21 protein-coding genes and 2 pseudogenes are annotated in these 24997 nt (G+C 74.1%); 11 read left to right on the top strand and 12 right to left on the bottom strand.

Annotation, left to right across the window (positions count from 1 at the left end; all coding sequences use genetic code 11):
* Positions 1 to 52: 52 nt before the first annotated feature.
* Both Sri02f_RS32625 and Sri02f_RS43165 read right to left on the bottom strand, forming a co-directional pair.
* A complete protein-coding gene (locus tag Sri02f_RS32625) occupies positions 53 to 433 on the bottom strand; it encodes a DUF2795 domain-containing protein (RefSeq protein ID WP_109004922.1) in 381 nt (126 codons plus the stop codon).
* 139 nt (positions 434 to 572) lie between these two features.
* On the bottom strand, positions 573 to 2513 hold the full coding sequence (locus tag Sri02f_RS43165; RefSeq protein ID WP_245970910.1) for a thiamine pyrophosphate-dependent enzyme: 1941 nt from the start codon (positions 2511 to 2513) through the stop codon (positions 573 to 575).
* A gap of 300 nt (positions 2514 to 2813) precedes the next feature.
* Here Sri02f_RS43165 and Sri02f_RS32635 point away from each other — a divergent pair, with 300 nt between their 5' ends.
* The 3 genes from Sri02f_RS32635 to Sri02f_RS32645 all read left to right on the top strand — a co-directional run bounded on the left by Sri02f_RS32635 (position 2814) and on the right by Sri02f_RS32645 (position 6242).
* Positions 2814 to 3560 (top strand): hypothetical protein, encoded by a 747-nt coding sequence (locus Sri02f_RS32635; protein ID WP_109004923.1) that lies wholly within the window; start codon positions 2814 to 2816, stop codon positions 3558 to 3560.
* A gap of 247 nt (positions 3561 to 3807) precedes the next feature.
* Positions 3808 to 5127 carry an aminotransferase class I/II-fold pyridoxal phosphate-dependent enzyme gene (locus Sri02f_RS32640; protein WP_109004924.1) on the top strand — a complete coding sequence of 440 codons (1320 nt, stop codon included), beginning with the start codon at positions 3808 to 3810 and terminating at the stop codon, positions 5125 to 5127.
* The gene (locus tag Sri02f_RS32645) at positions 5124 to 6242 is read left to right on the top strand and encodes an MBL fold metallo-hydrolase (protein WP_109004948.1); all 1119 of its coding nucleotides are present in this window, start codon (positions 5124 to 5126) and stop codon (positions 6240 to 6242) included. Before Sri02f_RS32640 ends, Sri02f_RS32645 begins: the two co-directional genes overlap by 4 nt.
* A 322-nt stretch (positions 6243 to 6564) precedes the next feature.
* Here Sri02f_RS32645 and Sri02f_RS32650 read toward each other — a convergent pair whose 3' ends face one another.
* A complete protein-coding gene (locus tag Sri02f_RS32650; RefSeq protein WP_109004925.1) occupies positions 6565 to 7194 on the bottom strand; it encodes a DedA family protein in 630 nt (209 codons plus the stop codon).
* Positions 7191 to 7964: an MBL fold metallo-hydrolase gene (locus tag Sri02f_RS32655; RefSeq protein ID WP_167467667.1), complete on the bottom strand. Its 774-nt coding sequence runs from the start codon at positions 7962 to 7964 to the stop codon at positions 7191 to 7193. Before Sri02f_RS32655 ends, Sri02f_RS32650 begins: the two co-directional genes overlap by 4 nt.
* Positions 7965 to 8048: 84 nt before the next feature.
* Here Sri02f_RS32655 and Sri02f_RS32660 point away from each other — a divergent pair, with 84 nt between their 5' ends.
* The 5 genes and pseudogenes from Sri02f_RS32660 (at position 8049) to Sri02f_RS32675 (ending at position 13138) form a co-directional block, all read left to right on the top strand.
* Positions 8049 to 8459 (top strand): hypothetical protein, encoded by a 411-nt coding sequence (locus Sri02f_RS32660; protein ID WP_109004926.1) that lies wholly within the window; start codon positions 8049 to 8051, stop codon positions 8457 to 8459.
* Between the two features lie 104 nt (positions 8460 to 8563).
* The gene (locus Sri02f_RS32665; protein WP_109004927.1) at positions 8564 to 10687 is read left to right on the top strand and encodes a phage holin family protein; all 2124 of its coding nucleotides are present in this window, start codon (positions 8564 to 8566) and stop codon (positions 10685 to 10687) included.
* 106 nt (positions 10688 to 10793) lie between these two features.
* Positions 10794 to 10937: pseudogene (locus tag Sri02f_RS41430) on the top strand (MoxR family ATPase); the annotation flags it as partial.
* 85 nt (positions 10938 to 11022) lie between these two features.
* Positions 11023 to 12638, top strand: a pseudogene (locus Sri02f_RS32670) (vWA domain-containing protein); the annotation flags it as partial.
* Positions 12639 to 12709: 71 nt separating this feature from the next.
* Positions 12710 to 13138 carry an OsmC family protein gene (locus Sri02f_RS32675; RefSeq protein WP_109004928.1) on the top strand — a complete coding sequence of 143 codons (429 nt, stop codon included), beginning with the start codon at positions 12710 to 12712 and terminating at the stop codon, positions 13136 to 13138.
* 152 nt (positions 13139 to 13290) lie between these two features.
* Here Sri02f_RS32675 and Sri02f_RS32680 read toward each other — a convergent pair whose 3' ends face one another.
* The 5 genes from Sri02f_RS32680 to Sri02f_RS32700 all read right to left on the bottom strand — a co-directional run bounded on the left by Sri02f_RS32680 (position 13291) and on the right by Sri02f_RS32700 (position 18256).
* A complete protein-coding gene (locus Sri02f_RS32680) occupies positions 13291 to 13713 on the bottom strand; it encodes a hypothetical protein (RefSeq protein ID WP_109004929.1) in 423 nt (140 codons plus the stop codon).
* A complete protein-coding gene (locus Sri02f_RS32685; protein WP_109004930.1) occupies positions 13710 to 15428 on the bottom strand; it encodes a right-handed parallel beta-helix repeat-containing protein in 1719 nt (572 codons plus the stop codon). The genes Sri02f_RS32680 and Sri02f_RS32685 overlap by 4 nt, the downstream gene beginning before the upstream one ends.
* 130 nt (positions 15429 to 15558) lie before the next feature.
* Positions 15559 to 16380 (bottom strand): SAM-dependent methyltransferase, encoded by an 822-nt coding sequence (locus Sri02f_RS32690; protein ID WP_109004931.1) that lies wholly within the window; start codon positions 16378 to 16380, stop codon positions 15559 to 15561.
* 56 nt (positions 16381 to 16436) lie between these two features.
* Positions 16437 to 17300: a Sco1979 family transcriptional regulator gene (locus Sri02f_RS32695; protein WP_109004932.1), complete on the bottom strand. Its 864-nt coding sequence runs from the start codon at positions 17298 to 17300 to the stop codon at positions 16437 to 16439.
* 110 nt (positions 17301 to 17410) lie between these two features.
* A complete protein-coding gene (locus Sri02f_RS32700) occupies positions 17411 to 18256 on the bottom strand; it encodes a helix-turn-helix domain-containing protein (protein ID WP_109004933.1) in 846 nt (281 codons plus the stop codon).
* Between the two features lie 162 nt (positions 18257 to 18418).
* Between Sri02f_RS32700 and Sri02f_RS32705 the strand changes: the two genes are divergently transcribed.
* Together Sri02f_RS32705 and Sri02f_RS32710 are read left to right on the top strand one after the other, a co-directional pair.
* Entirely contained in the window at positions 18419 to 18724 is a 306-nt protein-coding gene (locus Sri02f_RS32705; RefSeq protein WP_109004934.1) for a 4a-hydroxytetrahydrobiopterin dehydratase, read from the top strand.
* 143 nt (positions 18725 to 18867) lie between these two features.
* Positions 18868 to 19683 carry a class I SAM-dependent methyltransferase gene (locus Sri02f_RS32710; RefSeq protein WP_109004935.1) on the top strand — a complete coding sequence of 272 codons (816 nt, stop codon included), beginning with the start codon at positions 18868 to 18870 and terminating at the stop codon, positions 19681 to 19683.
* Here Sri02f_RS32710 and Sri02f_RS32715 read toward each other — a convergent pair.
* Positions 19586 to 20197 (bottom strand): hypothetical protein, encoded by a 612-nt coding sequence (locus Sri02f_RS32715; protein WP_245970911.1) that lies wholly within the window; start codon positions 20195 to 20197, stop codon positions 19586 to 19588. The genes Sri02f_RS32710 and Sri02f_RS32715 overlap by 98 nt on opposite strands.
* The gene (locus Sri02f_RS32720) at positions 20194 to 20643 is read right to left on the bottom strand and encodes a hypothetical protein (RefSeq protein ID WP_109004950.1); all 450 of its coding nucleotides are present in this window, start codon (positions 20641 to 20643) and stop codon (positions 20194 to 20196) included. Before Sri02f_RS32720 ends, Sri02f_RS32715 begins: the two co-directional genes overlap by 4 nt.
* Positions 20644 to 20836: 193 nt before the next feature.
* Between Sri02f_RS32720 and Sri02f_RS32725 the strand changes: the two genes are divergently transcribed.
* Entirely contained in the window at positions 20837 to 21805 is a 969-nt protein-coding gene (locus Sri02f_RS32725) for a helix-turn-helix transcriptional regulator (protein ID WP_109004936.1), read from the top strand.
* Between the two features lie 192 nt (positions 21806 to 21997).
* Here Sri02f_RS32725 and Sri02f_RS32730 read toward each other — a convergent pair whose 3' ends face one another.
* Positions 21998 to 24667: a cellulose binding domain-containing protein gene (locus Sri02f_RS32730; RefSeq protein WP_109004937.1), complete on the bottom strand. Its 2670-nt coding sequence runs from the start codon at positions 24665 to 24667 to the stop codon at positions 21998 to 22000.
* Positions 24668 to 24997: the final 330 nt, after the last annotated feature.

Here is a 24997-nt window from a genome sequence, read left to right on the forward strand (position 1 = left end):
CTTTCCGTGTCGTCTTCGTGCCGTCAGGGACGGCCTGCTGCGCCGGGCCGGGTCAGCCGCCGGCGCCGACCAGCGCCTCGGCCAGTTGCTGCACATTGGTGTAGCGGTCCTTGTGCGGCAGCTCCTGCACCGCCTCCACGAGCGCGTCCGGCGCGTTCTCGCGGCGCAGGCCCACCGCCAGCGCGCCCGGTCCGGCGGGGAACGAGCTCCGTCCCAGGATCCGGGCGAGCTCCAGCCGGACCGTCTCCAGCGACGCCCGGGGGTTTCCCGGCACCACCGGGCCGCCCCAGACCTCGGGATCGTCCTCGGCGGACGGCTCCGGGTCGTGCCACTCCTCCGTGCGAGTGGGGTGTCCGGACCTCAGCAGGCCCTGCAGTTCGTGCTTCATCTCGTCGTCCCGGTGCACGCTCAGCCGGTCACTGCCTCGCTGCATGTCTCGCCCTCCACAGATCTTCGGGTGGCCACCGCGTACCCGAGGAGGACAGGCCGACACAAAATCACCGCCGGGCTCTTCGAAAAAGCCACTGACCTGGGGTGATGGCCGGGCGGGGAGGTACGGCGAGCCTGCGGGCCTACTCGGTCCGCGAGCCCGGCAGGAACTCCTGCATCTTCGCCATGAAGGCGTGCCGGACCAGGGAGCCCGCGTCGGGCCCGCCCTTCAGGACCGCGGCGGCCGCGGCCCCCAGCTGCTCCCAGGTGGCGTGCGCCGGAACCGGCGGCACCGTCGGGTCGGTGAGGAACTCCACGACCGCGGGGCCGTCCGCCCCCAGGGCGGCGCGCCACCCGGACTCCACTTCCCCGGGCGTCTCCACCCGCACCCCGGTGAGTCCCAGGGAGCGGGCGAACGCCGCGTACGGCACGTCGAGCGAGCGCTGCGCCGGGACGGAGGGGACCGCCGGGTCGTCCTCCGCGTCGTGCGGGTGACGGGCGCCCTGGCCGAGGCCGCGGTCGTTCCACACCGCGACGACCAGCCGCGGGTCCTGCCAGAGGTCCCGGTACCTCGCCGCGGTGATCAGCTCCGCGAGCCCGTCCGGCTGCATCGCCCCGTCGCCCACCAGCGCGATCACCGGCCGGTCCGGGTGGGCGAACTTCGCGCCGATCGCGTACGGCACCGCGCAGCCCGTCGCCGCCAGGGCGCCGGAGAGGGCGCCACGCATGCCGGGCCGCATCGTCAGATGGCGGGCGTACCAGGCCGTCACGGAGCCCGAGTCGCAGGCGACGATCGCGTCGGGCGGCAGCAACGCGTCCAGGACGCGGGCCACCTGCTCGGGGTTGACCGGGTCGGCCGACAGCCGCGACCTGCGCTCCAGCACCTCGTCCCAGCGCCGTACGTTGTCGCACACGGTCTGGAACCACTCGCGGCCCCGTTCCTCCGCGCGGATCCTCGGGATCAACCGACGCAGCGTCTCCCGCACGTCCGCGACGAGCTCCACCTCGTACGGATCGCCCCAGGGATCGCCCGAGGGGTCGTCCGACGGATCGCCGGGGTGATCGTCCGACGGGCGGCCCAGGAGATCGTCCGACGGACGGCCCGACGCATGATCCGACGCAGGGCGGTGCGGCGGACGGCCCGCCCCGGTCGGGTCCGGTTCGACGTCGATCCGGACGCTGCGCGCACGGCCCGGTTCCGGCAGGAACCGCGGATGCGCGAACGACGAGCCGATCGTCAACAGGGTGTCGCAGTCGCGCATCAGCTCGTAGGACGGACGGGTGCCCAGCGGGCCGGCCGTGCCGGTGACGTAGGGGAGTTCGTCGCTGAGGACGTCCTTGCCGAGCAGTTCCTTGGCCACACCCGCGCCGAGGAGCTCGGCGATCCGCTGTACCTCGGCGGCCGCGCCGGCGGCGCCCCGGCCGACCAGGATCGCCACCTTGTCACCGGAGTTGAGGATCTCCGCGGCCCTCTCCAACGACTGGGTGGACGGCGCCGCCGTCCCCTCGCCGGGGCCGGCCCCCGCCGGAGCCGCCCCGAAGCCGGCCGGGGGCGCCGGCGGTTCCGCGGGCTCCGGGCAGCCGAGCTCCAGGACGTCCTCGGGGACCACGACCACGACCGGGCAGCGGCGGGCGTGAGCCGTGCGAAGGGCCCGGTCCAGGACGTCCGCCAAATCCTGAGGAGCCGTCACCGTCTCCAGGAACTCCGAGGCGACGTCCCCGAACAGCGCGTACGGGTCCGTCTCCGGCCGGTGCGGGTCGTCCCTCCCCGTGCGTCGACGCCCGACGATCGCCAGGACGGGGACACGGTCCAGCTTCGCGTCGTACAGGCCGCCGAGGAGATGGATCGCGTCGGGCCCCGACGCCGCCGCGCAGACCCCTGGGATCCCGCCGAACCTGGCGTGGCCCACCGCCTGGAACGCGGACGTCCGGGCGTGCGGCGACCGCACCAGACGCGGCGCGTCCTCGGTGCGGCCGAAGGCGGCGAGCAGCGCGTCGATGCCGTCGCCGGGGGAGCCGAAGACGTGGCCCACGCCCCAGGCGTGCAGTCGTCTCAGCAGGTGTTCGGAGACCGTGGCGGTCATGAACGGGACCTCCCTGACAGGGGAAGAAGCGGAAATGCGGGGGTCGGCCGTGCACGGGCACGGGTGACCGCGCAGGCCGTCCGAAAACCTGGGGGGTGTTTGGAGGAGTGAGCCGGGGACGGGCGCAGCCCCAGTGCTTCGGACCGGAGGCACGTGCGGTGACCCGGTCGCCGTCACCCGCATGGGGGTGCCCGTCCCGCCAATGGCGTCCGGCCGCGCGCGGCCCGGGCCCCCTCGGGCTGTGATGGCTGTGGGGCGGTGACGCCCCGCCCCGCAGCCACCGGCCGAAGGAGCCGTCCCATGGGTCGCACCGCCCACTTCCTCTCCGCTCTGGCCGTGGCCGGCGCCGTCCTGGTCGCCGTCGGTCCGGCCGCCTCCGCGGACCCGGCGGCGGAGGTCAGCCCGGGCAGCGTCGCCCCCGGCGGCAGCGTCAGCGTGTCCGTCGCCTGCGGTCCTCTCACCGCCCCCGCGCCCGAGAGCCTCGACGCCACGTCGCAGGCGTTCGCCGAGGGCACCGTCAAACTGAGCAAGGTCCCCGGCGACGACGCGCAGGCGGAGACCGCCTACCGGGGCACCGCTCAGATCGCCGCCGCCGCCGATCTGGAGGCCGGCCCGGACACGGCCGGGCCGGACGCCGCCTGGACCGTCGACGGCACCTGCCCGGCCGCGGCCGGCGCCCAGGGCAAGCGCTGGAGCGCCACCCTGGAGGTCGGACACGGCACGACGCAGCCGTGCGCGGCGACGACCGCCGGGGCGTCCTGTGCCACCGGCCGGCCGTGCCCGCAGGCCCCCGGCGCCTCCCAGCCGCACTCCGACGCCTGCTCCACCGCCCGGCCGTGTGCCCGGCCCGAGCCGTTGCAGCACGGCGCCGCCTCCGAGGAGGCCTCCTGCGCCCCGGCGACCGTCGACCACGGCGTACAGGCCGGCGAGGGCGGCGCCTTCACCGACTCCGTGCCCGCGCTGGTCGCCGGCGGAGTGCTGATCGCCGGCGCGTTCGGCGCCGCCGTGCACCGACTGCGCCGCCGGGCCCCCGCGGGTGACGCCTGACCGCGGCGGACGGGCGGCCCCGGCCCGCGGTGTGACCGGCGCAACGCGAGCGGGCGGTCATGGGGTGCGTCCCCACCGGGTACTCACCCCCCAGGGGCACGATCCGCCTCGTACGAGGGTCCGGCCCCCTGCGAGCGCCGAGTCCCGTACGGGACGTCACGCACCACGCGCCCCGCGTGCCGTCTTGCGGCCGGGACGGCACAGGGCACCGAGCACGGCACCAGGGACGGACTGCGCGGAGGACGCGATGCGACCGACGGAACCGGGGGACCACGGACCCGTCCGGGACCACGGTCGCGTGCAGGACGACGCCCCCGTCCCGGACCAGGACCGCGCGCAGGGCCACGGACCCGTCCGCTACGGCCCGCCGCCTCCCACGGACGCACTGCCGGTGCTGCCCGAACTGGCCTCGGTGCTGGCCCGGGCAGCCGGCCGCGCCGAGGGCGAACCGGTCGGCGGCGGCCCCGAACTCCTCGACGCCGCCCGCGGCTACTGGTCGCGGCGCGGCGCCCCCGCCGAGCCGGGCCGGGTCGTGGCCGGCCCGGGCGCTCCCGCCCTGCTGCTCGCGCTGACGGCCGCCCTCGGCGGCGACGTCCTGGTGCCCCGGCCCTGTGCGGCCTGGTGGGCGCCGTACGCACGTCTGCTGGGACGGCCCGTCTTCCATGTGGCCACCCCCGCCGAGTGCGGCGGAGTCCCTGACCCCTTCGCCCTGCTGGAGACCGTGCGCCGGGTGCGCGCCGAGGGCGGCGACCCGCGGCTGCTGGTGCTGTCCGTGGCCGACGACCCCACCGCGACCGTCGCGCCCCCCGAGGCGCTGCACGAGGCAGTGGAGGCCGCCGCGGGCGAGGGCCTGCACCTGGTCAGCGACGAGACCTGGCGCGACACGCTGCACGCCCCGCACGAGACCGTGCTGGTCAGTCCGGCGGAGATGCTGCCCGAGCAGGTCACCGTCGTGAGCGACCTCGCCGGCGCGCTGCTGCCCGCGGGCTGGCCGGCGGCGATCGCCCGGTTCCCCGCGACGTCGGCCGGCGACGGCCTGCACGCGCGCGTGCTCGACGTGCTCACCGCCCTCGACGGACGCGTGGCCGCCCCGGTGGCGGCCGCTGCCGCCTACGCCCTGGCCGAGCCGGAGCCCGTCACCGCGCGCGTGGCCGCCGCCGTACGCCTGCACGCGCGTGTGGCGGACGCGCTGCACGGCGCCGTGGTCGCCGCGGGCGGCCTGGCCCGGCCGCCCGCGGCCGGCCGTCACCTGTACGCCGACCTGAGCCCGCTGCGCGAGGCGCTGTCCGCACACGGGGTCGGCGACGCCCAGGAACTGGAGGACTTCCTCTCCGCCCGGCTCGCCATGCCCACGCCGGGCGGTCACCGCTTCGGGGACGACCTGGGAGCGCTGCGGGTCCGGCTGTCCACCGGCATGCTCCTGGAGGGGACGGACGCCCAGCGCGCGGAATGCCTCGCTTCCCCCACGCCGTTGGAACTGCCACACGTGCAACGCGCGTTGATGCTCTTGAGGTCCGTCTTCGACGATCTCCGTGACGACGCTCAGCGATGGGAGCCGCCTCGATGACGCAGCAGTCCGAGACCACCGCCGGCCCGGTCGCCGCCCGCGAGGCCGCCGCCACCGCCGGCCCGGTCGCCGCCCGGGACGACGACGCCCCGGCCCCCCTGCCACCGCTGTCCTCCCCGTCCCCGGTGTCCTCTCCGTCCCCGCTCGCGCCGCTCGCCGAGCCCCGTCCGCCGGGTGAGCGGCGGAAGTGGCCCCGCAGCTTCCACGACCGGCTGACGTCACCGCTGCCCGGCCTGAAGGCCCTCGCCCGGTTCGCCCGCGAGGGCTCGGTGCGGCCCGGCAAGGAAGGGCTCGCCGACATCCCCCGGCTGCCCGTCGCACCCGCCCCGGCGCCCCGCGTGGACGCCCGCACGGTAGCCGTCACCTGGGCGGGACACGCCAGCTGGGTGGTGAGCATCGGCGGCCTCACCGTCCTGACCGACCCGGTCTGGTCCCGTCGCATCCTCGGCACCCCGGCCCGCATCACCCCGGTCGGCGTCCCCTGGGAGGAGCTGCCGCGGGTCGACGCCGTCGTCATCAGCCACAACCACTACGACCACCTGGACGCCCCCACGCTGCGCCGACTCCCGCGCGACACACCGGTGTTCGTGCCCGCCGGGCTCGGCCGCTGGTTCCTGCGCCGCCGCTTCACCCGCGTCACCGAGCTGGACTGGTGGGAGGCGGCCGAACTGTCCGGCGTGCGCTTCGACTTCGTGCCCGCGCACCACTGGTCCAAGCGCACCCTCGTCGACACCTGCCGGACCCTGTGGGGCGGCTGGATGCTCACCGCCCCCGACGGACAGCGCGTCTACTTCGCCGGGGACACCGGCTACGGTCACTGGTTCTCGCGCATCGGACAGCGCTACCCGGGCATCGACCTGGCACTGCTGCCCATCGGCGCCTACGACCCGCGCTGGTGGCTCAGCGACGTCCACTGCGACCCGGAGGAGGCGGTCCGCGCGGCCCTCGATCTCGGCGCCCGGCGTATGGCCCCGATGCACTGGGGCACGTTCGTCCTCTCCGCGGAGCCGGTCCTCGAACCCCTCACGCGCGTGCGTGCGGCCTGGGAGAAGGCGGGCCTGGAGCGGGACGACCTGTGGGACCTGCCCGTCGGCGGTTCACGCGTCCTGGAGTGACCCGCGCGCGGCCGGTCGCGGCCGTGCCCGAGGCGACTTCCGTGCCGCCCGCCGCGATCCAGTGACCCGCCGCGATTCCGTGACCCGCCACGATTCCGTGAAACCGCCCCCGACCCCCGTGACCCGTGGCGACCCGGCGGCCCGCCCCGATCCCTGACCCGGCACGACCGCATGCGTCCGACGCGACTGCATGCGTCCGACGCGACTGCATGCGTCCGACGCGACTGCACGTGTCCGGCACGACGTCGTACACCCGGCACGATGCGACACACCCGGCACGACGCCCCGCACCCGACGCGGTGTCATGGCGCTCGACGCGGCCTCAGGCGGTCCGGGTGCGTCTGAGCCGGCGCCACAGGCTCGGCGCCGTGCTGACCGCCACGGTCAGCGCGACCGCGGCGACCACGCCCTCCCAGGGCTCGGGGAACAGCGAGCCGCCCAGGATCCCGATCAGCTGGTAGGTCACCGCCCACGCCAGACACGCGGGCAGATTGCCCCGCACGAAGCGGCGCAGCGGCCACTTCGCCATCAGACAGGCCAGCATCACCGGTATCCGGCCCGCCGGCACCAGCCGGGACAGCACCAGGACGGCCACGTTGTGGTCGGCGAGCTTCTCCTGGGCCTGCGCCAGCCGCTCCTCGGGCGCACGCGAGCGGATCGCCTCCAGCCAGCGCGAGCCGTTCTTCGACCGCATCCCGCGCCGCCCCAGCCAGTACAGCGCCGCGTCGCCGCAGAATGCCGCCAGCGACGCCGTCACGAACACCAGGGCCAGGGAGAACGGCGCCTTCTCGTGGAACGCGACCACGGCCGCCGTGCTCACCAGGGCCCCCGTCGGCACCACCGGCACCAGCGCCCCGATCAGCACCAGCAGGAACAGGGACGGGTAGCCGAGCGCCTGCTGCGTGGCCTGCGTCGGTATGACCGTGGTGGCCGCGGCGGCCAGCGCTCTCACCGGTCGGCCTTCAGACGCACGCTCTCCCCGTGCCCGAGCCGGTGCACCGCGACGCCCGGCGCCCGCTTTGCCGCAAGGCGCGCGAACTCCTCGCCGGGAGCATGGAATTCATGGGGGCGCACGGCGTCCATGCCGATCGGCCAGTACGTCCCGTAGTGCACCGGGACGGCGACGCCCGGGGCCAGCAGGCGCACGGCCTCGGCCGCGCGCCCCGCGTCCAGATGCCCCTCGCCGAGATAGGGCCCCCAGCCGCCCACCGGCAGCAACGCCGCGTCGACCGGACCGACTTCCTCGGCCATCTCCTCGAACAGGCCGGTGTCCCCGGCGAAGTACGTCCGGGCCCGGCCCTCGATCACGTACCCGAGCGCGGGGGAGCGGTGCCGGCCGACCGGCAGCCGCCGCCCGTCGTGCCGCGCGGACACGGCTCGGACCAGCAGGTCGCCGACGGTCGTCTCGTCACCCGGCGCCACCTCGCTCAGCCGCAGGTGACGCAGCCGGCGCAGGCCCGGCACGGCGCGCGGAGCGCCCTGAGGCACCAGCAGGCGCGTGCCCGGCGCAAGGCGCGCCAGCGACGGCAGATGCAGATGGTCGGCGTGCAGGTGGGAGACGAGCGCCACGTCCGCCTGCCAGGCCCGGGGCGGGGGCAGCGCGCCCCGGCGGCGGCGCAGATGCGCGAGTCGCCGGGCGAACAGAGGGTCGGTGAGCACACGTACGTCCGAATCCTCGACCGTGCAGGTGGCGTGACCCCACCACGTGATCTCCACCGGCACCTCTTTGCCTCCTTCGCGCGACTCCCACGAAGCCTACGGGCAGGAGTAGGGTCGGCGGCGAAACCCGGAGGTGAGGGGGACGCCATGGGACCGTCGCGGGTCATGCGGGTCACGGCGATCGCGAGTCTGACGCCGCTCGAGGAACTGGACGCCGATCCCTTCCTGGTGGACTCCCGCAGTCAGCACGCGATGTGCGCGCGGTGGGCGGCGGAGCGCGGATACGTCGTCGGCCGGGAACTGGTGGTGCGCGCGGTGCGTGCCGACCACTGTGTGCTGTGGGACGGCGTCCGGCCCGGGGTCGACCTGTTCGTCGCGCCGAGCCGCCGGGTGCTGGAGAGCGCGCTGTCGTCCGTCGAGGAGTTCTCCGCGGAGTGCGCGCGGCGCGGGGTGCGGGTGGAGACCGTCGGCAGCGCCGAGCCCGCCTACGACGCGCAGATGAAGGCCCGGGTGCACCGCAGGCTGTCGATGCCGACGGCCGGCTACGACGGACGCTAGACGGAGGTCCCGGGGACCTGGGGCCCGGGGGCCCGGGACGGCGGTATGACAAGGTGGAAGGCGGCCCCACGGGTGTCGGGGCCGGAACGTGAGGTGTACGGGGCGTGCGTGGGGTGCGGTGGCGGCGGGCCTTCAGCCAGGCCGGGCGCAGTATCGCGGTGTGGGGTGTGTCCACGCTGACGATGCTGGTGCTGGCCGGGATACTGCCGGACTTCCGGCTGCAGTCCGCCGACGGCGACAGCTCCACCACCATCGCCGTGACCGCGGCCGTCGGCGCCGGGGTGTTCGGCGTGCTGTCGGCCCTGGTCTGGCCGCTGCTCGTGCGCCTGCTGCTGCTGGTGCCGGCGCTGGTCCTCGGCATGCTGGTGTTCTTCCTCAACGGCTCGCTGCTGCTGCTCGCCTTGCGACTGAATCCCTCGGGGCAGAGCGAGGCGGCGCCCGAGACCGCCGTCATCGTCGCCGCCGTGATGTCCGCCGTGGCCTCCGCGACCGGCGGCGCCCTGGCCGTCCGCGACGACGACGCCTACCGCCGCCGTCTGTACCGGCTGGCCGACCGCCGCCGAAGAGGCGGCCCCGCCTGTCCCGTCACGCCCGGCACCGTCTTCCTCCAGCTCGACGGCGTCGGCCACGACGTGCTGGAGGCGGCCGTGCGCAAGGGGCTGATGCCGACCGTCGCCAGGTGGCTGGGCCGCGGGCCCGGACAGGGCGCCCCGGCCGCGGACGGCGGCGCCACGCACCGCCTCACCCGCTGGCGCACCGACTGGTCCAGCCAGACCGGCGCGAGCCAGCTGGGCATCCTGCACGGCAGCAACCACGATGTGCCCGCCTTCCGCTGGTACGAGAAGGACAGCGGGGAGGTGATGGTCTGCAACCGCCCCACCAGCGCCGCCGAACTCCAGCGCCGGGCGGTCGAACGCACCGGTGACGGCGGGCTGCTGTCCGCCGACGGCGCGAGCCGCGGCAACCTCTTCGGCGGGGGCGCCGACGAGCAGGCGCTCGTGCTGTCCATCGCCGCACGCCGGCGCAGCCGGGAGACCCGGTCGCGGGCCGGCTACTTCGCGTACTTCTCCGACCCGGCCAACGCGGTGCGCACCGCGCTCTCGTTCGTCGCCGAGGTGGTCCGCGAGATCGCCCAGTCCACCCGGGCCCGCCTGCGCAAGGAGCGCCCGCGCGTGGGACGCGGCGGCCTCTACCCCCTCGTCCGCGCGTTCGCGACCGTCGTCGAACGGGACGTGGTGGTGGCGGCCGTCACGGGCGACCTGCTCGCCGGCCGCACCGCCGTCTACGCCGACCTGGTCGCCTACGACGAGGTCGCGCACCACTCCGGGCCGCTCGGCCCGGACACCGAGCAGGTGCTGGGGCGGCTCGACCGGGCGCTCGCGCTGATCGAGAGCGTCGCCGAACACGCCCCCCGCCCCTACCGGATCGTCGTGCTGTCCGACCACGGCCAGAGCCCGGGCGAAACGTTCCGCGCCCGCTACGGCCTCAGCCTCGGCGACCTGGTCCGGGCCGGCTGCGGGCTGCCCGTGCCGCGCAGGGCCGAGCGCACCCACAGCGGCGCGGAGGCCCGGGCGGCCGTCCGCGCGGCGCTGCGCCGGCCCGTCGAGGAGGGCGGCGCACACCACCGCCCGGCCGGCCGCGGCTCGGAGCCGGTCGTGCTCGCCTCGGGCAACCTCGGCCTCGTCTCGTTCCCGGACGTGCCGCACCGGATGAGCAAGGAGGAGATCGACGCCCGTCATCCCGCGTTGCTGTCCACGCTCGCCAACCACCCCGGCGTCGGATTCCTCCTCGTGCGCAGCGAGCAGCACGGCGGGGTCGTCCTCGGTGCGTACGGCGCGGAGATCCCCCTGGACCGGCTCGACGACGACCGGGGCCCGCTGGCCGTGTTCGGGCCGGGCGCGGCCGACGCCGTGCGCCGCACCCACTCCTTCCCGCACACCGCCGACATCATGGTCAACTCCTTCCACGACCCGGACGACGGCGAGGTCCTCGCCTTCGAGGAGCAGATCGGCTCCCACGGCGGCCTCGGCGGCGCCCAGGCCCGGCCGTTCCTGCTGTCCCCGCTCGCCCTGTCCGCGCCCGGCGAGGACGACGCGGAGCCGGTCGGAGCGGAGCACGTCCACCGGGTCCTGCGGCGCTGGCTGCGCGAGTCCGATGGCCCCGAGGTGCCGCTGGCGACGGGTCCCGGGCCGGTGCCGGAGACGGCTCCGGAGGAGCACGTCGCCTGAAATTCGGCTGCGCCGGGAGCACCACGGGACCACACTGTCGGTGCGGATCCCTCCGCCCGTCCCGCGCACTCGCGCACCCTTCGCCTTCTCCCCGAGGAGTCCTGCTTTGCAGGCTGCCGTCGCCGTCACGCCCTCCCGTGTCCCCGAACTCCTGCTCGGGCTCGCCACCGTGCGACCGGTGTTCCTCTGGGGCGCCCCCGGCATCGGAAAGTCCTCCCTGGTACGGGAGTTCGCACAGTCCCTGGGTCTGGTGGGGGTCCCCCCACGCCTTTGAGGGCAGTGGGGGAGCGTGAGCCTGCTCGGCACGCAGCTCGCGCCCGAGGACCTGATCCACCCTGCACGCGCACCCCACCCGCGTCGTCGAACCCGCCCGCTGGGCCTGGTCGCTCGCGCACGCCGCCCTCCACCTCGGCTTCGGACACCTCCCCGCCTCCACGGACCGGCGCGACCAGCCGGACCGGTACGAACGCGCCGCGCGCTGCACGGTCGTCAACCGGTTTCTGCTGACCTTCCGCGTCGGCGCCGCCCCCGACGACCTTCCGCCGACGTACCCCGGCGGCGACGAGGAGCAGCTCGCCGCCCGCTGGCGGCGCACCGGACTCCCGCCCGCCTACGAGCACTGCGGCACCGCAGGCAGGGAAGCCGACCAGGTGTTCGTTCCGTGGGGCCGGTACGCCGGGCGGACGCCCGACTGGCAGCCGGCGTTCGCCGCCGCCCTGACCCGCACCGTGTCCGCCGCGATGGACATGGCGGGCGGCCGGCGCGACTCCCTGGACGGCGCGGCGCCCGCCCGGCGTCCCTGGGAGCGGGCCCTGAGCTGGTTCGTCTCCTCCTACCCGCTGCTCGGCGCCCTCGCGGCCGGCGTCACGCTCGTCGCCGACGCCGAACTCGCCCGCGCGCACGGCATCCAGATCGCCGCCGTGAACGCGGAGGCGGGCGAGATCTACGTCAATCCGCTGCGCACCTTCGACGACGAGGAGTGGCGGTTCGTCCTGGCCCACGAGATGCTGCACGCCGCCCTGCGCCACGGCGACCGCTGCGGCGCCCGCGACCCCTACCTCTTCAACGTCGCCTGCGAGACGTCATCAACGGCTGGCTGCGCGAGATGCAGGTCGGCGTCATGCCCGAAGGGCTGCTGTACGACGCCCAGCTGGCCGGTCTGTCCGCCGAGGAGGTCTACGACCGCATCGCCGTGGACCTGCGCCGGATGCGACGCCTGGCCACCCTGCGCGGCAAGGGCCTCGGCGACGTCCTCGGCGCGCCGCTCGGCCCGCCCTGCGACCACGTCGACCTCGACGGCTTCTACCGCCGGGGCCTCGCCCAGGGGCTCGACCTGCACCAGCGGCAGGAACGCGGCTTCCTGCCCGGGGGATTGGTGGAGGAGATCCGCGCGCTCAGCCACCCTCCGCTGCCCTGGGACGCACAACTGGCCCGCTGGTTCGACGAGTTCGTGCCCCGCCCCGAGCCGCTGCGCACGTACGCCCGTCCCGCGCGCCGCCAGGCGTCCACCCCCGGCATCCCGCGCGCCGGCCGCTGGTTCCCGCCCGAGGAGATCGCCCGCTGCACCTTCGGCGTCGTCCTGGACACCTCCGGCTCCATGGACCGCACCCTCCTGGGCAAGGCGCTCGGCGCCATCGCCTCCTACGCGCAGGCCCGCGACGTGCCGGCGGCCCGGGTCGTGTTCTGCGACGCGGCCCCGCACGACGCGGGCTATCTGCCGGTCGCCGACATCGCCGGCAGGGTCCGCGTGCACGGGCGCGGCGGCACGGTCCTGCAGCCCGGGATCGACCTGCTGCACCGCGCCGACGACTTCCCGCCCGGCGCGCCGCTCCTGGTCATCACCGACGGCTGGTGCGACGTCCTGCGGATCCGGCGTGAGCACGCCTACCTTGTCCCGCAGGGCCGACGGCTGCCGTTCACGGCTCGGGGTCCGGTGTTCCGGGTGCAGTGAGCGAGAGTGTGATCGGATGGGGGGACGGAAAACCCGTCCCCCGACGGGAAACCCACGCGAAAGGAAGAACCGTGGCCACCACGCGCTCCGCACACACCGTCTGGGAAGGCAACCTGATCGAGGGCAACGGGGTCGTGACCTTCGACTCCTCGGGCGCCATCGACCAGCAGCCCGTGACGTGGGCCGCCCGCACGCAGGAGGCGAACGGCAAGACCAGCCCCGAGGAGCTGATCGCGGCCGCCCACTCCAGCTGCTTCTCCATGGCCTTCTCGCACGCCCTCGCCGGCGCGGGCACGCCGCCGGCCAAGCTGACCACCTCGGCCGACGTCACCTTCCAGCCGGGCGAGGGCATCACGGGCATCCACCTGACCGTCGAGGGCACGGTCCCCGGCCTCGACGAGGAGGCGTTCCTCGCCGCCGCCGAGCAGGCCAAGGTCAACTGCCCGGTCAGCCAGGCCCTCAAGGCCGTCCCGATCACCCTCTCGGCCAAGCTCGCCTGAGCGGACCCGCCGCCCGCCCCTGAGTCCCCGGCCCCGGGCCGCATCCGCCGAAGCCGAGCGGAGACGGCCCGCGGCCGGATCAGGGGAGCAGAAGGCCAGGGGAGCAGAAGGTCAGGGGAGCAGAAGGTCAGGGGAGCAGAAGGTCAGGGGGATCAGGGGAGCAGGGGTCGTACCAGGCCGCTGAGGCTCCTGATCGCCTCCTGGGCCCATTCCTGCGCCCCCACCGCCGTTCCCGCCGCGATCCCGGTCGCCACCGGGGCCAGGGCGCCCCTGAGTCCGTTGAGGGCGCGGCGCAGCCGGCCCGGCTCGGGATCCCGCGGTCCGGTGATCTCCGTCAGCACGTCCTGGGCGGCGACCACGGCGTCCTCACGTTCCCGGTCGGCGAGGCCGGCTGCGGGAAGCTGCCGCAGCAGCTCGCCCACCAGCGTCGCGAGCGCCTCGTACCCCGGCGCGACAGGGCCGTTGAGCTGCTGGTTCTGGGTGACCGTCTCGTTGTTCCAGGCGAACTGGGAGCTCGACACGGCGTCGTTGAACACCGGCCCGTCATAGTTGTTCACGTGCTGCGGGTCGCTCATGGGCCCACTCCGTCCTCATCGCTGTGGTGGGGCTGCTGCTGGACGACGGTGCTGTTGTTCCAGGCCAGTTGCGCGTGGTGGACCGCGTGGTGGAAGACGGGCCCGTAGTAGTTGTTGACGACGGACGCCGGTGCGGCGGCGGGTTCGGCGATCCGCACGACCGGCAGGGTCGTGCGCAGCGTGCTCAGGTCGACGCGGCCGTTGTGCTGGACGGCCGTGACCCCCGTGCCGGTCACCGCGCACTCCACCAGCCGGCCGCCGCCCGAGCCGTCGAAGCGCATGCCGGTGGCCGCGCAGTCGGCGAAGCGGCTGTGCGCGACGTCCAGATACGCCGAGCCCGTCACGCACACGCCGAACGACTGGGCGTCGGTGACACGGAGGTTCGCGACGACGAGCCGTGCCGTGCCGTGCGCGAGCACCCCGCCGGTGGTCACCGCCGAGACGTCGCAGTCGTGCACATGCAGCTGCGCCTCCTCGCCGGCGCTGAAGCCCAGCAGCCCCCGCTCCGCGCAGACCCCCTTCAGCGTGGCCCGGGACTGGCCGACGGCGGCCACGGCCGCCATGTCGAAGTCGTGGATCGTGGTGTCGGTGAGCTCGGCCGTGGTGCCGCCGTTGCCGCGGGTCTCCAGGCCGAACGGACAGCGCTCGACGCGGATCTGCTCGAAGACGGCCTTGCTCTCGTCCCAGACCCGCAGTGCGACGCCGGTCAGGTCCCGGACGACGGTGCGGGTGAAGCGGCCCCGGGCCTTGTCGGTGACCGCGATGCCGACGTTGCCGCCCGTGACGCGGCAGTCGGCCACCCGGGGAGCGCCGTCGCGGGTGGACAGCACCCCGATGTTCCCCGCGCCGAGGATCTCGCAGTCCTCGAACGTGCCCCGGCCCGCGTCCTGGACGTGGACACCGGTGTCCCGGCAGTCGGCGAACACACAGCCGTGCACCGAGGGGTCGGCGCCGCTCGCCACCAGGATCCCGTTCTCGGCGTCGGTGACGCGGGCGCCGCGGACCGAGCCGCGGGACTGCTCGACGAACGCGAACGCCGCCATGTGCACGGCGTCGACCCGGCAGTCCTCCACGATCAGCTCGGCCCGGGTGTCCGCCATGACGGCCGCCTTCTCCGTCCCGGTGACCTCGCACCCGGCGAGATGCGCCCACGCGTCGCTGACCCGCACGCCGTGGATGCGGGCGCCGTCGACGCGACTGGCCCGCACCGTGACCCGGGCGTTCTCGATCACCGCGAGCGCGTTGTCGGCGGAGTCGGCGAACCGGCACCGTTCGACATGCCCGGCGGAACCGGCGAACACGACCCGGCCGAACCGGAACCGACTGTCCGTCAACGTGGCCGCCGCGTGCGGTCGCACATGCACGCACACCCCGTCGTGCGCCCGTACCTCCACCCGGTCCAGCACGAGGGCGCCCGCCTGGCAGTCGACGACGCCGGCGTCGGCGTCCCGTCCGACCAGCACGAGCCCGCGGACCACGACCGCCCCGAGGGTGTCGAGCACGGTGCCCCGGGGCCGGCTCACCACCACGGAGTCCGGCTCGCCGAGCGCGACGAGCTCGACCTCGCCGCGGACGGCGAGCCGCTCCTCGTAGTGGCCGGGGGAGATCTCCACGCGCGCTGCCCGGCCCCGCGCGGCGGCGGCGCGCAGCGCGGACCCGATGTCGGGATGGGCGCCGCGACCCCCGTGCGGCGACACGACGTACTTCTTGACCATGCTCGCTTCCCCCGCAGCACCGACCGTGAAGACTCGTTGACTCGCGGTCGCCGATGGTACCGGAGCGGGCCGGGCGACGGCCGGGCCGCGTGAGGCCTTCACCCACCCCGCCGGTTCTCCCCGGCCCCGGTCAGGGTTTGCGGGCGACCCCGGCGTACACCGGCACGATCCCCTCGGCCTGGGCCGCCACGTCCTCGGGGTCCGGCCGCCAGCCGGAGACCGGGATCACGCCCGGGCCGAGCAGTTCCAGGCCGTCGAAGAAGCGGGCGAACTCGGAGAGGGTCCGGGGGTGGAAGGGGGTGCCGCTGCGCCGGAAGTTCTCGGCCGCCTTGCCGACGGCCTCCGGGTTCAGATCGGCGGTCACCTGGGAGAGGATCAGCCAACTGCCCGGGGCGAGCGCGGCCGTGCAGTCCTTCAGCAGGCCGTACACGTCGTCGCCCTCCGGGTCCGTGCCCAGATAGTGCGTCAGCGCCACCAGCGACAGCGCGACCGGCTGCCCGAAGTCCAGGGAGTCGGCGGCCCGGTCCAGCAGCGCGGCGCGGTCGCGCACGTCGGCGTGCACGTAGTGGGTGGAGCCCTCGGCCGAACCGTGCAGCAGCGCCTCCGCGTGCCGCAGCACGATCGGGTCGTTGTCCGCGTAGACGACCCTCGCCTCGGGGGCCACGCCCTGCGCCACCTGGTGCACGTTGGGCTCGGTGGGGATGCCGGTGCCGACGTCCAGGAACTGGCGTATGCCGGCCTCGGCGGCCGCCCGCACGGCCCGCTGCATGAACCGCCTGTTGGCCCGTGCCCCGCGCAGCACCGTGTCGTCCACGGCGAGGATCCGCCGGGCCAGCTCCTCGTCCACGGGGTAGTTGTCCTTGCCGCCCAGCCACCAGTCGTAGACGCGCGCCGGATGCGGCCTGGTGGTGTCGACGCGGGCGGTAAAGCGGTCCGGCTCGGTTCCGGTCATCCTGGTCTGCTCCTGGGAAGGGCCTAAGGGGGAGCGGCTCGGGCCGCGGGCCGCGGTCACAGGCCGGCGCGGGCGTCGCGCAGGATCTGCTTGGTGTGCGGCGCCGACGCGGCGTGCGTCGTCATGTGGTCGAGGACCTCCAGATGTGCGGAGACCTCCTTGCGGTCGTCGAGATACAGGGCGCCGGTCAGATACTCGGTGACGACCATGTCGGGCAGCTCGGGCTCGGCGAAACGGAACAGCGAGAACGGCGCGGACGTCCCCGGATGCGGACCGGCCGCGAACTCGGAGATCTGCAGGGTGATCCGGTCGCGCTCGGCGAACTCCAGCATTTTGTCGAGCTGTTCGGACATCACGGCGGCGTCCGCGGTCACCGGGCGGCGCAGCACCGTCTCGTCCATCACCACCCACAGGTGGGGCGGGTCCTCGCTCTCCAGCAGTCGCTGGCGCGCCATGCGCAGCGACACGTGCCGCTCGAGCGCCTGCGGGGTGGTCCGCCCGACGGTGCCCGCCTCCAGGACGGCCCGCGCGTAGTCCTCCGTCTGCAGCAGCCCCGGCACGAAGTGCGGTTCGTACGAGCGGATCAGCCGGGCCGCGCCCTCCAGGCTGACATAGAGGCTGAACCACTCGGGCAGCACGTCGTGATAGCGCTGCCACCAGCCGGGCCGGTTCGCGTCCTCGGTGAGCGCGACGAACGTCTCGGCCTCGGCCTCGGGGACGCCGTACGTCTCCAGCAGCACCTGCACGTAGGGGACCTTCAGCGAGACGTCGGCCGTCTCCATGCGGCGTACCGTCGCCGGGGCCACCCGCAGGGCCCGGGCCGCCTCCTCGCGGCTGAGGCCGGCCGCCTCGCGCAGCTCCTGCAGTCGTCTGCCGAGCACCACCTGGCCCACCGTGGGCGCGGGCCGCCGTTCACTCACGCCACGTCTCCCCTACGCGTTCGGGCACACCGGCCAGTGTGTCACGTTCCGGGCCTCGAGCTCACGGGAACGGAGTCGAACATTCCTCGCGTCCATCGCATGACTATGCATCAACTGGTCGTCATATGGAGGTACTTCACCGTGGCCGGATCGGCCGGGAGGAACGTCTCGATGGCGAGCTCGGCGACCGTCACGTCCATGGGGGTGTTGAAGGTGGACACGGACGAGATGAAGGAGAGGACCCGCCCCTCGTGCTCGATCCGCATCGGCAGCGCGAAGTACGGAACGTCCTCGGCCGGCTCGGCCGAAGGCGGGCAGGGGCTGTCGGGAACGGGGTAGGCGGCGACCTCGTCGTACAGCTCCCGCAGCGGCGCCGAGCGGTACAGCGCGATCTGGCGCTCCATCTGCGCGAGCAGGTGGCCGCGCCACTCGGGCAGGTTGCGGATGCGCGGCGCGAGGCCCTGAGGGTGCAGGGTGAGGCGCATCGCGTTGAGCGGCGGCGCGAGCAGGGACTCCGGCACGCCGTCCAGCAGCATCGTGATGCCCCGGTTGGCCGCGACCACGTCGTACCGCGCGTCCATGACCAGCGCCGGATACGGCTCGTAGCCCCGGATCAGCCGCTCCAGGCCGGTGCGCAGCGTGTCCAGCGCGGGGGCGTCCAGCGGGGTCTGCGGATAGCGCGGGGCGTAACCGGCGGCCAGGAGCAGCGCGTTGCGCTCCCGCACGGGCACGTCCAGGCGCTCGGCGAGCCGCAGCACCATCTCCTCGCTGGGCCGGGAGCGGCCCGTCTCCACGAAACTGATGTGCCGGGCAGAGGAGTCGGCGCTCAGCGCCAGCTCCAGCTGACTCATCCGCCGACGCTCCCGCCAGGCCCGCAGCAGCGGGCCGACACCACGGTCGGCGGGGAGGACGGGAACGGCGGGGACGGCGTTCGTACCGGTCGCGGCAGTGGTCATGCTCAAGACCGTAGTTGAGGAGCACACGGATGTACGCGGCTGAAGCCGCTCTCCTGCCGGGCACGTCGCCTGCCGCCCACCGACGTACCTCTGACCAGGGCCGGGGCGGCGTTCCTGTGGCACGCTGGACAGGTACGCGACACCCAGGAAGGGAGCCGGGGCATGCCCGTCGAACCGCTGTCGCGCAAGGAGATCGAGGAACGCCTGTCCGAGCTGCCCGGCTGGACCCTGGACGGCGGCCGTCTCACCCGCTCGTACCGGCTGGACTCCCACTTCGCCGCGACGGCCCTGGTCGTCCATGTGGCACAGATCCAGCAGGAGCTCGATCACCACTCCGAGCTCACCCTCGGATACCACACGGTGACCCTCGCCGTGCACACCCACAGCGCGGGAGGCGCCGTCACCCGCCTCGACGTCGAACTGGCCCGCCGGGTGGAGGAAGCGGCCCCCGCACACGGGGCCCGCTGACCCATCCGGCGCGCACAGGAGAGAAGCGGCAAGAAACAGCAAGAAACAGCACAGGTCAAGAAACAGGCAGCAAGAGGCACGAAGCGCGGGGCAGGGCGGGCGGGGAGCAGGGGCGGGCGGCGGCGACGGGACGGGGAACGCGCGTGCTGGACTACGACAAGGAAGCCGAACGGTACGACGTCTCGCGCGGCGGGGAACCCCGGGCGGCCGCTGCCGCGGAGGGCGTCCTGAGCCTTGTGCCGGAGCGGGCGCGCCGTCTGCTGGACGTCGCCTGCGGCACGGGCATCGTGACCCGGCGGCTCGCGTCCGGCCGGGCGGGGCTCCGCGTGACGGGCGTGGACCGGGCCCCTGCCATGGCCGGGCACGCGGCCGCCCGGATGCCCGGCGCCGTCGTTCTCGCCGACGGTCGCAGGCTCCCCTTCCGGGAGGGGACCTTCGACGCCGTGAGCAGCGTGTGGCTGCTCCATCTCGTCGAGGATCGTGCGGACGCGCGGCGGATCGTCGCCGAGTGCGCGCGGGTGCTGCGGCCCGGCGGCGTCTATGTCACCACGGTCGACAAGGGCGCCTCGCACAACGTGGGCAGCGACATCGATGTCGTTCTGGCCGCACGTCCGCCGCGGCCGGCCTCCGACACCGCCGAGGTCGTGGAGTCGTACGCCCTCGGATGCGGTCTGGTCCCGGCCGGGGAGGCCCGCTTCCCCGGCCGGGGCCAGGGCCGCAGCCCGCGCCGGGCCATCGCCGACCTGCGACGCGGCTGGTTCGTCACCCTGCCGCCCGGGCACCCGCTCGCCGACGGCTTCGCCGCCCGCCTCGCGGCCCTGCCCGACCAGGACCGGCCCCGCCCGGACCCGGTGTTCACTCTCAGGGCGTTTCGGAAACCGCTTCCTGGGGTGTTTCCGGACATGCGCTCCGGGGAGGAGCAACCCCCTGTGCAAGCGGATACGCAACGGGACGGGTGACGCCGGGGCGGGCGAAGTCCATGACCCAGTTGGTCAGCCAGGTCCGGCCGCCGTCCGAGGAGAAGGCCTGCTCCCAGCGGGCGGAACCGTCCGGGGCGACCGACCAGATGAAGCGGGCCCGCACGGCGACGCCGTCGTGGACGTCGTCGCCGTAGAACTCTCCACGGGCGCGACGAGCCTCCCCCGAGCCGTCGCGGCGACCGGGCTCCTCGACTCCCTCGCATCCCGCGAAGCCGCCGATCACCGGGGGGAAGAGGCGGCCGCTGCGGCTGGACGACCAGTTCAGCGACCACTGGCGGGTCTCCGGGTCGAAGAGCCGCAGGGTCAGTCCCTTCGCCCCGAGGTGCGGCATGTCGATCTCGTCGATGTTCGCGGCCCCGTCGAACAGCGGCCGGCAGCCGGCCGTGGACCCGAACTCCTCCCACGCGCTGCCGGGGTCGAGGAAGTCGGTGCGCCGACGGTGGCGGACGTCCCACTCGCCGTGGAGGAAGTCGAAGTCGTGCGGGCCGCTCATGAACGGCCCCCCGTCGTCCGGTCGGTCAGTGAGTCGGCCAGGTAGGCGTCGAGGTCCGGGCCTTCGGACGCGTGGCGGTCGAGCATGTGCCGTACCCACGCGTCCCGTTCGTGCAGGATCGGCGGCAGTTCCCAGACACAGCCGATCCAGGGCCGGTCGGCCGTCACGAAGTGGGTGGGGTCGCGGTCCGGGCAGCCCAGCACCGGCTGGCCCGCTGCGGCGCCCCCGAAGTGCAGGACGTTGTCCCACACCCAGCTGTACGCGTTGAGGTAGGCGCCGTCGTCGCCGCCCCGGTGCAGGACGACGAACGTGGCAGGCGGCGTCCCGTCCGGCTCGGGCAGCAGTTCGGGGAGGATCGCGTAGGCCGCCCTCTCGACCTCGGGCGCGATGCCCGCCGGGTCGGCCGTGACGTGGTACCGCTTGATCCACCGCCCCGCTGCCTCCATCGGGGGCAGCACGGTCAGCTGTTTCTCGGCGAAGGGCGCGACGGGCGCGGCAGGGTCCGGGGGCGCAGAGGGCGCAGAGGGCGCAGAGGGAGCTGCGGAGGCCGAGCGCGCCGAGGAGGCGAAGAGCGGGCCTGAAGGGGTGGAGAAGGTCATGGGCAGGACGCTAGGACCGCTTCACTGACACCATGTGTCAGTGAAGTCCAGCCGTCTCGTCTCGATCCTGTTGCTGCTCCAGACCCGGGGGCGGATGACCGCCGCGCAGCTCGCGGAGGAGCTGGAGGTGTCGGTGCGCACGGTGTACCGGGACGTCGAGGCGCTGGGCGCGGCGGGCGTCCCGCTGTACGGCGACGCGGGCCACGCGGGCGGCTACCGCCTCCTCGCCGGATACCGGACCCGTCTGACGGGACTGAACGCTGACGAGGCCGAGGCCCTCTTCCTGGCCGGTGCTCCCGGCGCCGCCGCCCAGCTCGGCCTCGGATCGGTCCTGGCCGCCGCACAGCTCAAGGTCCGTGCCGCGCTCCCGCCCGAGCTGCGGGCGCACGCCGACCGGATCAGCGGCCGCTTCCACCTGGACGCGCCCGGCTGGTACACGGAGGCGGACGCGCACCGGGCGCCGTATCTGACGGCGGTCGCCGACGCGGTGTGGAACAACAGGGTCCTGAACGTCGTCTACCGACGGTGGCAGGAGCCCACCGACGTCGAACGCCGGCTCGAACCCTACGGACTGGTTCTCAAGGCGGGCCGCTGGTACGTCGTGGCCGGCCCGGGACCGCGCACCTTCCGCGTCGACCAGATCCTGGAACTCACCTCGCTGGAAGAGGAGTTCACCCGGCCGGCCGGCTTCGATCTGCCCGCCCACTGGGCGGAGTACCAACGCGGATTCCACGAGCGGCTGTACCGGGACAAGGCGGAGGCGGTGGTGCGGCTCGCACCGGGCGTGACGCTCGCCCGGGCGACGAGGCACGACGGGTCGCCGGCGCCGGACGGCTGGACGACGGTCACGGTGGCGATCGAGTCCGTCGAGCACGCTCACGCCGAGTTCCTGCGCCTCGGCTCGGACGTCGAGGTGCTCCGGCCGGCCGAGCTGCGTGCGCGGATCGCGAGGACGGTGACCGAGCTGGCCGCGAGATACGGCGGCTCGCCCGCGGCCGGGGACGACTGAGGGGGCGGCGGACGTCCGTCCCCTCAGTCGTCCCCTCAGTCGTTCCCGCAGTCCAACGGTGGGTGCGGTGGGAGGCGCGGTGGGCGCGCTGGGTGTGGTGGATCGGTTTCAGGGCCCGGGGCGGCCCGGGGCGTGCCCGTGAGCGCGGGCCGTGATGCCGGACGCGATCGTCCGGGCCGCCCCGGGCCGGGTTCAGTTCACCGTGCAGCTCTGCTCACCGAGCTTGAACACGCTCGGTTTCGTGTTCGATCCCGACCAGTTCCCGGTGAAGCCGAAGGCGACCGACGAACCGGCTGCCACGTTGCCGTTCCAGCCGATGTTCTTCGCCGTCACCGTCGGGCCCGACTGGGTGTGGTCCGCGTTCCAGAGCTGGGAGACCGTCTGCCCGTCGGCGAACGTCCAGCTGAGGCTCCAGCCGGACCACGCGGTCGTGCCGGTGTTGGCCAGCTTGACGTCCGCCTGGAAGCCGCCCGACCACTGATTGGTGATCGTGTACGTCACCGCGCAGGCCCCCGTCGGGGTGGGCGGCGTGGGGTCCGTGCCCCCGCCGCCTCCACCGTCCCCGCCGCCGGTGTCGGAGGCGTCCCCGTAGACGACGCCCCGGCCGTTCGTCGACACGTACACCCGTCCGTAGACCCGGGGGTCGCCGGTGATGGCCCCGCCCGTCCAACCCCACTGATGGGCGTCGTCGTTGATGCGGGTCCAGGTCGCTCCCTTGTCCGTCGAGCGGAAGATGCCACGGACGCCGGCGATCTTCGCGCTGGTGAACAGGGTCTGGTACGACGCCCCTGTCGCCGCCTTGCCGAAGCCGATCGTGTCCGCCTGCTCGACGTTGGACAGCTTGGCGAAGGTCGCGCCGGCGTCGGTCGAGTGCCACAGCCCGTACGCGCCGTCGCTCGCCCCGCCTGCCAGCCAGACGTCGCCCCGGACGCCGGGCAGCGCCTTGAAGCGCACGCTGTCCCCGCTCGGCAGCCCGGTCGCCGCGGACGCGGTGAAGGTGGCGCCGCCGTCCGAACTGACGTAGAACCTGCCCGACTTGAAGCCGTAGAAGACCTTGGGGTCGACCCGGTCCGACTCGACGATCGCGTCGGCGGGGATCCCGCTCGCGGCCTGCCACGAGGTGCCGAAACCGGTGGTGTACTGCACCGCCGCGCCCGCCGGGCTCCACACGAACCGGCTGCCGTCCGCCGCCGCTGCCACCGTCCCGCCGCCGCTGACGCCCGAGGGGTCCGTGCCCGCGAACCAGTTGGCGCCGTTGTCCGTGGAGAACGCCACATGCGGACCCGAGTCGAGGTTGCCGACCCGCACCACCGTGCCCGGGTTCTTCTCGGCGAAGTCCAGGCTCGTCGTCGTCGTGAAGTTCGGGGAGGTGAACATCATCGGCGGCGTCTTCGTCAGGTCGGTGTGGCGGAAGCCGCCGACGTCGCCGAGGGCGCTGAGCAGCGGGGCGCCGGCCGGGGGAGAGGCCAGGTCGTTGACGGCCGTCTCCTCCAGCCCCTGCACCATCGGCTTGAGGGTGAACCGGCCGCCGCTGTCCCACTGGGCGAGGTTCTCCGTGCCGTAGATCGTCGCGCCCGTGCCGTACATCATGCGGCTGGAGTTGAACGGGTCGATCTCCAACGCCTCGGTCATCCAGCCGAGTTTGGGCGCCTGCTCCGGCGGCGACGGGTTCGCTCCCCAGGTCAGCCACGGCGAGGACGAGACGTCCATCGTGTACCGGTTCGCACGGGTGGGATACGAGGTGTAGTCCCACGCCTTCGTCCAGGTGCCGCCGCTGTCCGTCGAGCGGAAGATCTGCGTGTCCGGCCACCAGGAACTGTAGGCGGTCGCCATGACGGTGCCGGGCTTCTGGCGGTCGATCGTCAGACCGCTGAAGCCGTAGTACGCGTCGGCCTCCGCCACCGGACTGATGTCCGTCCACGTCCCGGTGGCCGTCGCGTACCGCCACAGCCGGCCCTTGCCGCCGTCGTAGGGGCCGCCCTTGTCGCTGTAGGCGATGTACAGATAGCCGTTGACGGCGTCCAGCACGCCCTTGTGCGCCAGGTACCCCGTGGGCTGTCCGGCCAGCCGGGTCCAGGTCGCGCCCGCGTCCGTCGAGCGGTACACGGCGTTCTCCTTGTCCGCCACGCCGACGTAGACCGTCTTCGTCGCGGTGCCGGACGTTCCCGTGGACTCGTCGAAGGTGACCCAGACGATGCCCTGGTTGTCGGAGGCGTACCCGCTCGCGTCGGCCGGATCCTGCTGGTAGTTGCCGACGTTGGGGAACCCGGTCACCTGCGACCAGGTGACGCCCGAGTCGGCCGACCGCCACAGGCCCTTGCCGCTCGGGGCGCCCAGGTACAGCACGCTGTTCTTGTTCGGGTCGACCGCGAGCCGCTCGCCCATGCCCCGGCCGGGCATGTTGCCGCCCAGCTTGAAGGGCAGATCCGTCTTGCGCCAGCTCGCACCCCGGTCGGCGGAGCGCAGCACGGCGCCGTTCCCCGGGTCCCAGCTGTTGGTGTACGTGCCGACCGCCGCGTACACCTTGTTCGGGTCGACGGAGTCGGAGGCCAGGCTCACCACGCCGGTGTGCCCCCAGTCCGTCCAGCCGACCGAGTCCAGCAGCGGAGTCCAGCTCTTGCTCGACTCCTGCCAGCGGTACGCGCCGCCGATGTCGGTGCGGGCGTAGGCGAGGTTCTTCTCCTTGCGGTTGAAGACGATGCCCGGCACAAAGCCGCCGCCGTCGATCCGGGCGTTCTTCCAGGTGTACGACTCGGCGGCGAGCGCCGTCCGGGGGCTGCCCGACGCGAGCGCGGGCGGGCTGCCCGCGATCAGACCGGCGGCGAGCGCCAGTACGGCCGTGAGGATGCGGGTTCTTCGCACGGTGGGGTCCTTCCTCGCGAAACGCCATGGGGAGGGGAGGGATCGGTGCGGGGGGAGGTGCGGGTCGTGCGGGTGCCGGACGCAGGGGCGGTGCGCAGGGTCCGGTGCGGGACGTGCGACTGCCGGGCGGCCCCCTGTGCGGGTGGGGGCCGCCCGGCCTGGGCCCCGTCGTCAGGTGACGGGGCCACGTACGCGGAACCTTCGAGCGACTCCGCCGAGGGGTGGCGTCACCCCGCGCGCCCGGGTCCCGAAGGGACTGTCAGGGGCGCGGGGCGCCGCGGGCCGGCCACGTCCGGCCCTCGGACGAACACCGCCCGCACCGCGGAGTGC

Source organism: Streptomyces rishiriensis (assembly GCF_003112535.1).
Lineage (GTDB): Bacteria > Actinomycetota > Actinomycetes > Streptomycetales > Streptomycetaceae > Streptomyces > Streptomyces rishiriensis.

Coding starts and splice junctions, on each gene's coding strand:
- Sri02f_RS32715 (WP_245970911.1), bottom strand. CDS start 20,197: ATGAGCGGCCCGCACGACTTCGACTTCCTCCACGGCGAGTGGGACGTC.
- Sri02f_RS32625 (WP_109004922.1), bottom strand. CDS start 433: ATGCAGCGAGGCAGTGACCGGCTGAGCGTGCACCGGGACGACGAGATG.
- Sri02f_RS32690 (WP_109004931.1), bottom strand. CDS start 16,380: ATGACCGGAACCGAGCCGGACCGCTTTACCGCCCGCGTCGACACCACC.
- Sri02f_RS32680 (WP_109004929.1), bottom strand. CDS start 13,713: ATGAGCGACCCGCAGCACGTGAACAACTATGACGGGCCGGTGTTCAAC.
- Sri02f_RS32645 (WP_109004948.1), top strand. CDS start 5,124: ATGACGCAGCAGTCCGAGACCACCGCCGGCCCGGTCGCCGCCCGCGAG.
- Sri02f_RS32660 (WP_109004926.1), top strand. CDS start 8,049: ATGGGACCGTCGCGGGTCATGCGGGTCACGGCGATCGCGAGTCTGACG.
- Sri02f_RS32635 (WP_109004923.1), top strand. CDS start 2,814: ATGGGTCGCACCGCCCACTTCCTCTCCGCTCTGGCCGTGGCCGGCGCC.
- Sri02f_RS32640 (WP_109004924.1), top strand. CDS start 3,808: ATGCGACCGACGGAACCGGGGGACCACGGACCCGTCCGGGACCACGGT.
- Sri02f_RS43165 (WP_245970910.1), bottom strand. CDS start 2,513: ATGACCGCCACGGTCTCCGAACACCTGCTGAGACGACTGCACGCCTGG.
- Sri02f_RS32685 (WP_109004930.1), bottom strand. CDS start 15,428: ATGGTCAAGAAGTACGTCGTGTCGCCGCACGGGGGTCGCGGCGCCCAT.
- Sri02f_RS32700 (WP_109004933.1), bottom strand. CDS start 18,256: ATGACCACTGCCGCGACCGGTACGAACGCCGTCCCCGCCGTTCCCGTC.
- Sri02f_RS32720 (WP_109004950.1), bottom strand. CDS start 20,643: ATGGAGGCAGCGGGGCGGTGGATCAAGCGGTACCACGTCACGGCCGAC.
- Sri02f_RS32705 (WP_109004934.1), top strand. CDS start 18,419: ATGCCCGTCGAACCGCTGTCGCGCAAGGAGATCGAGGAACGCCTGTCC.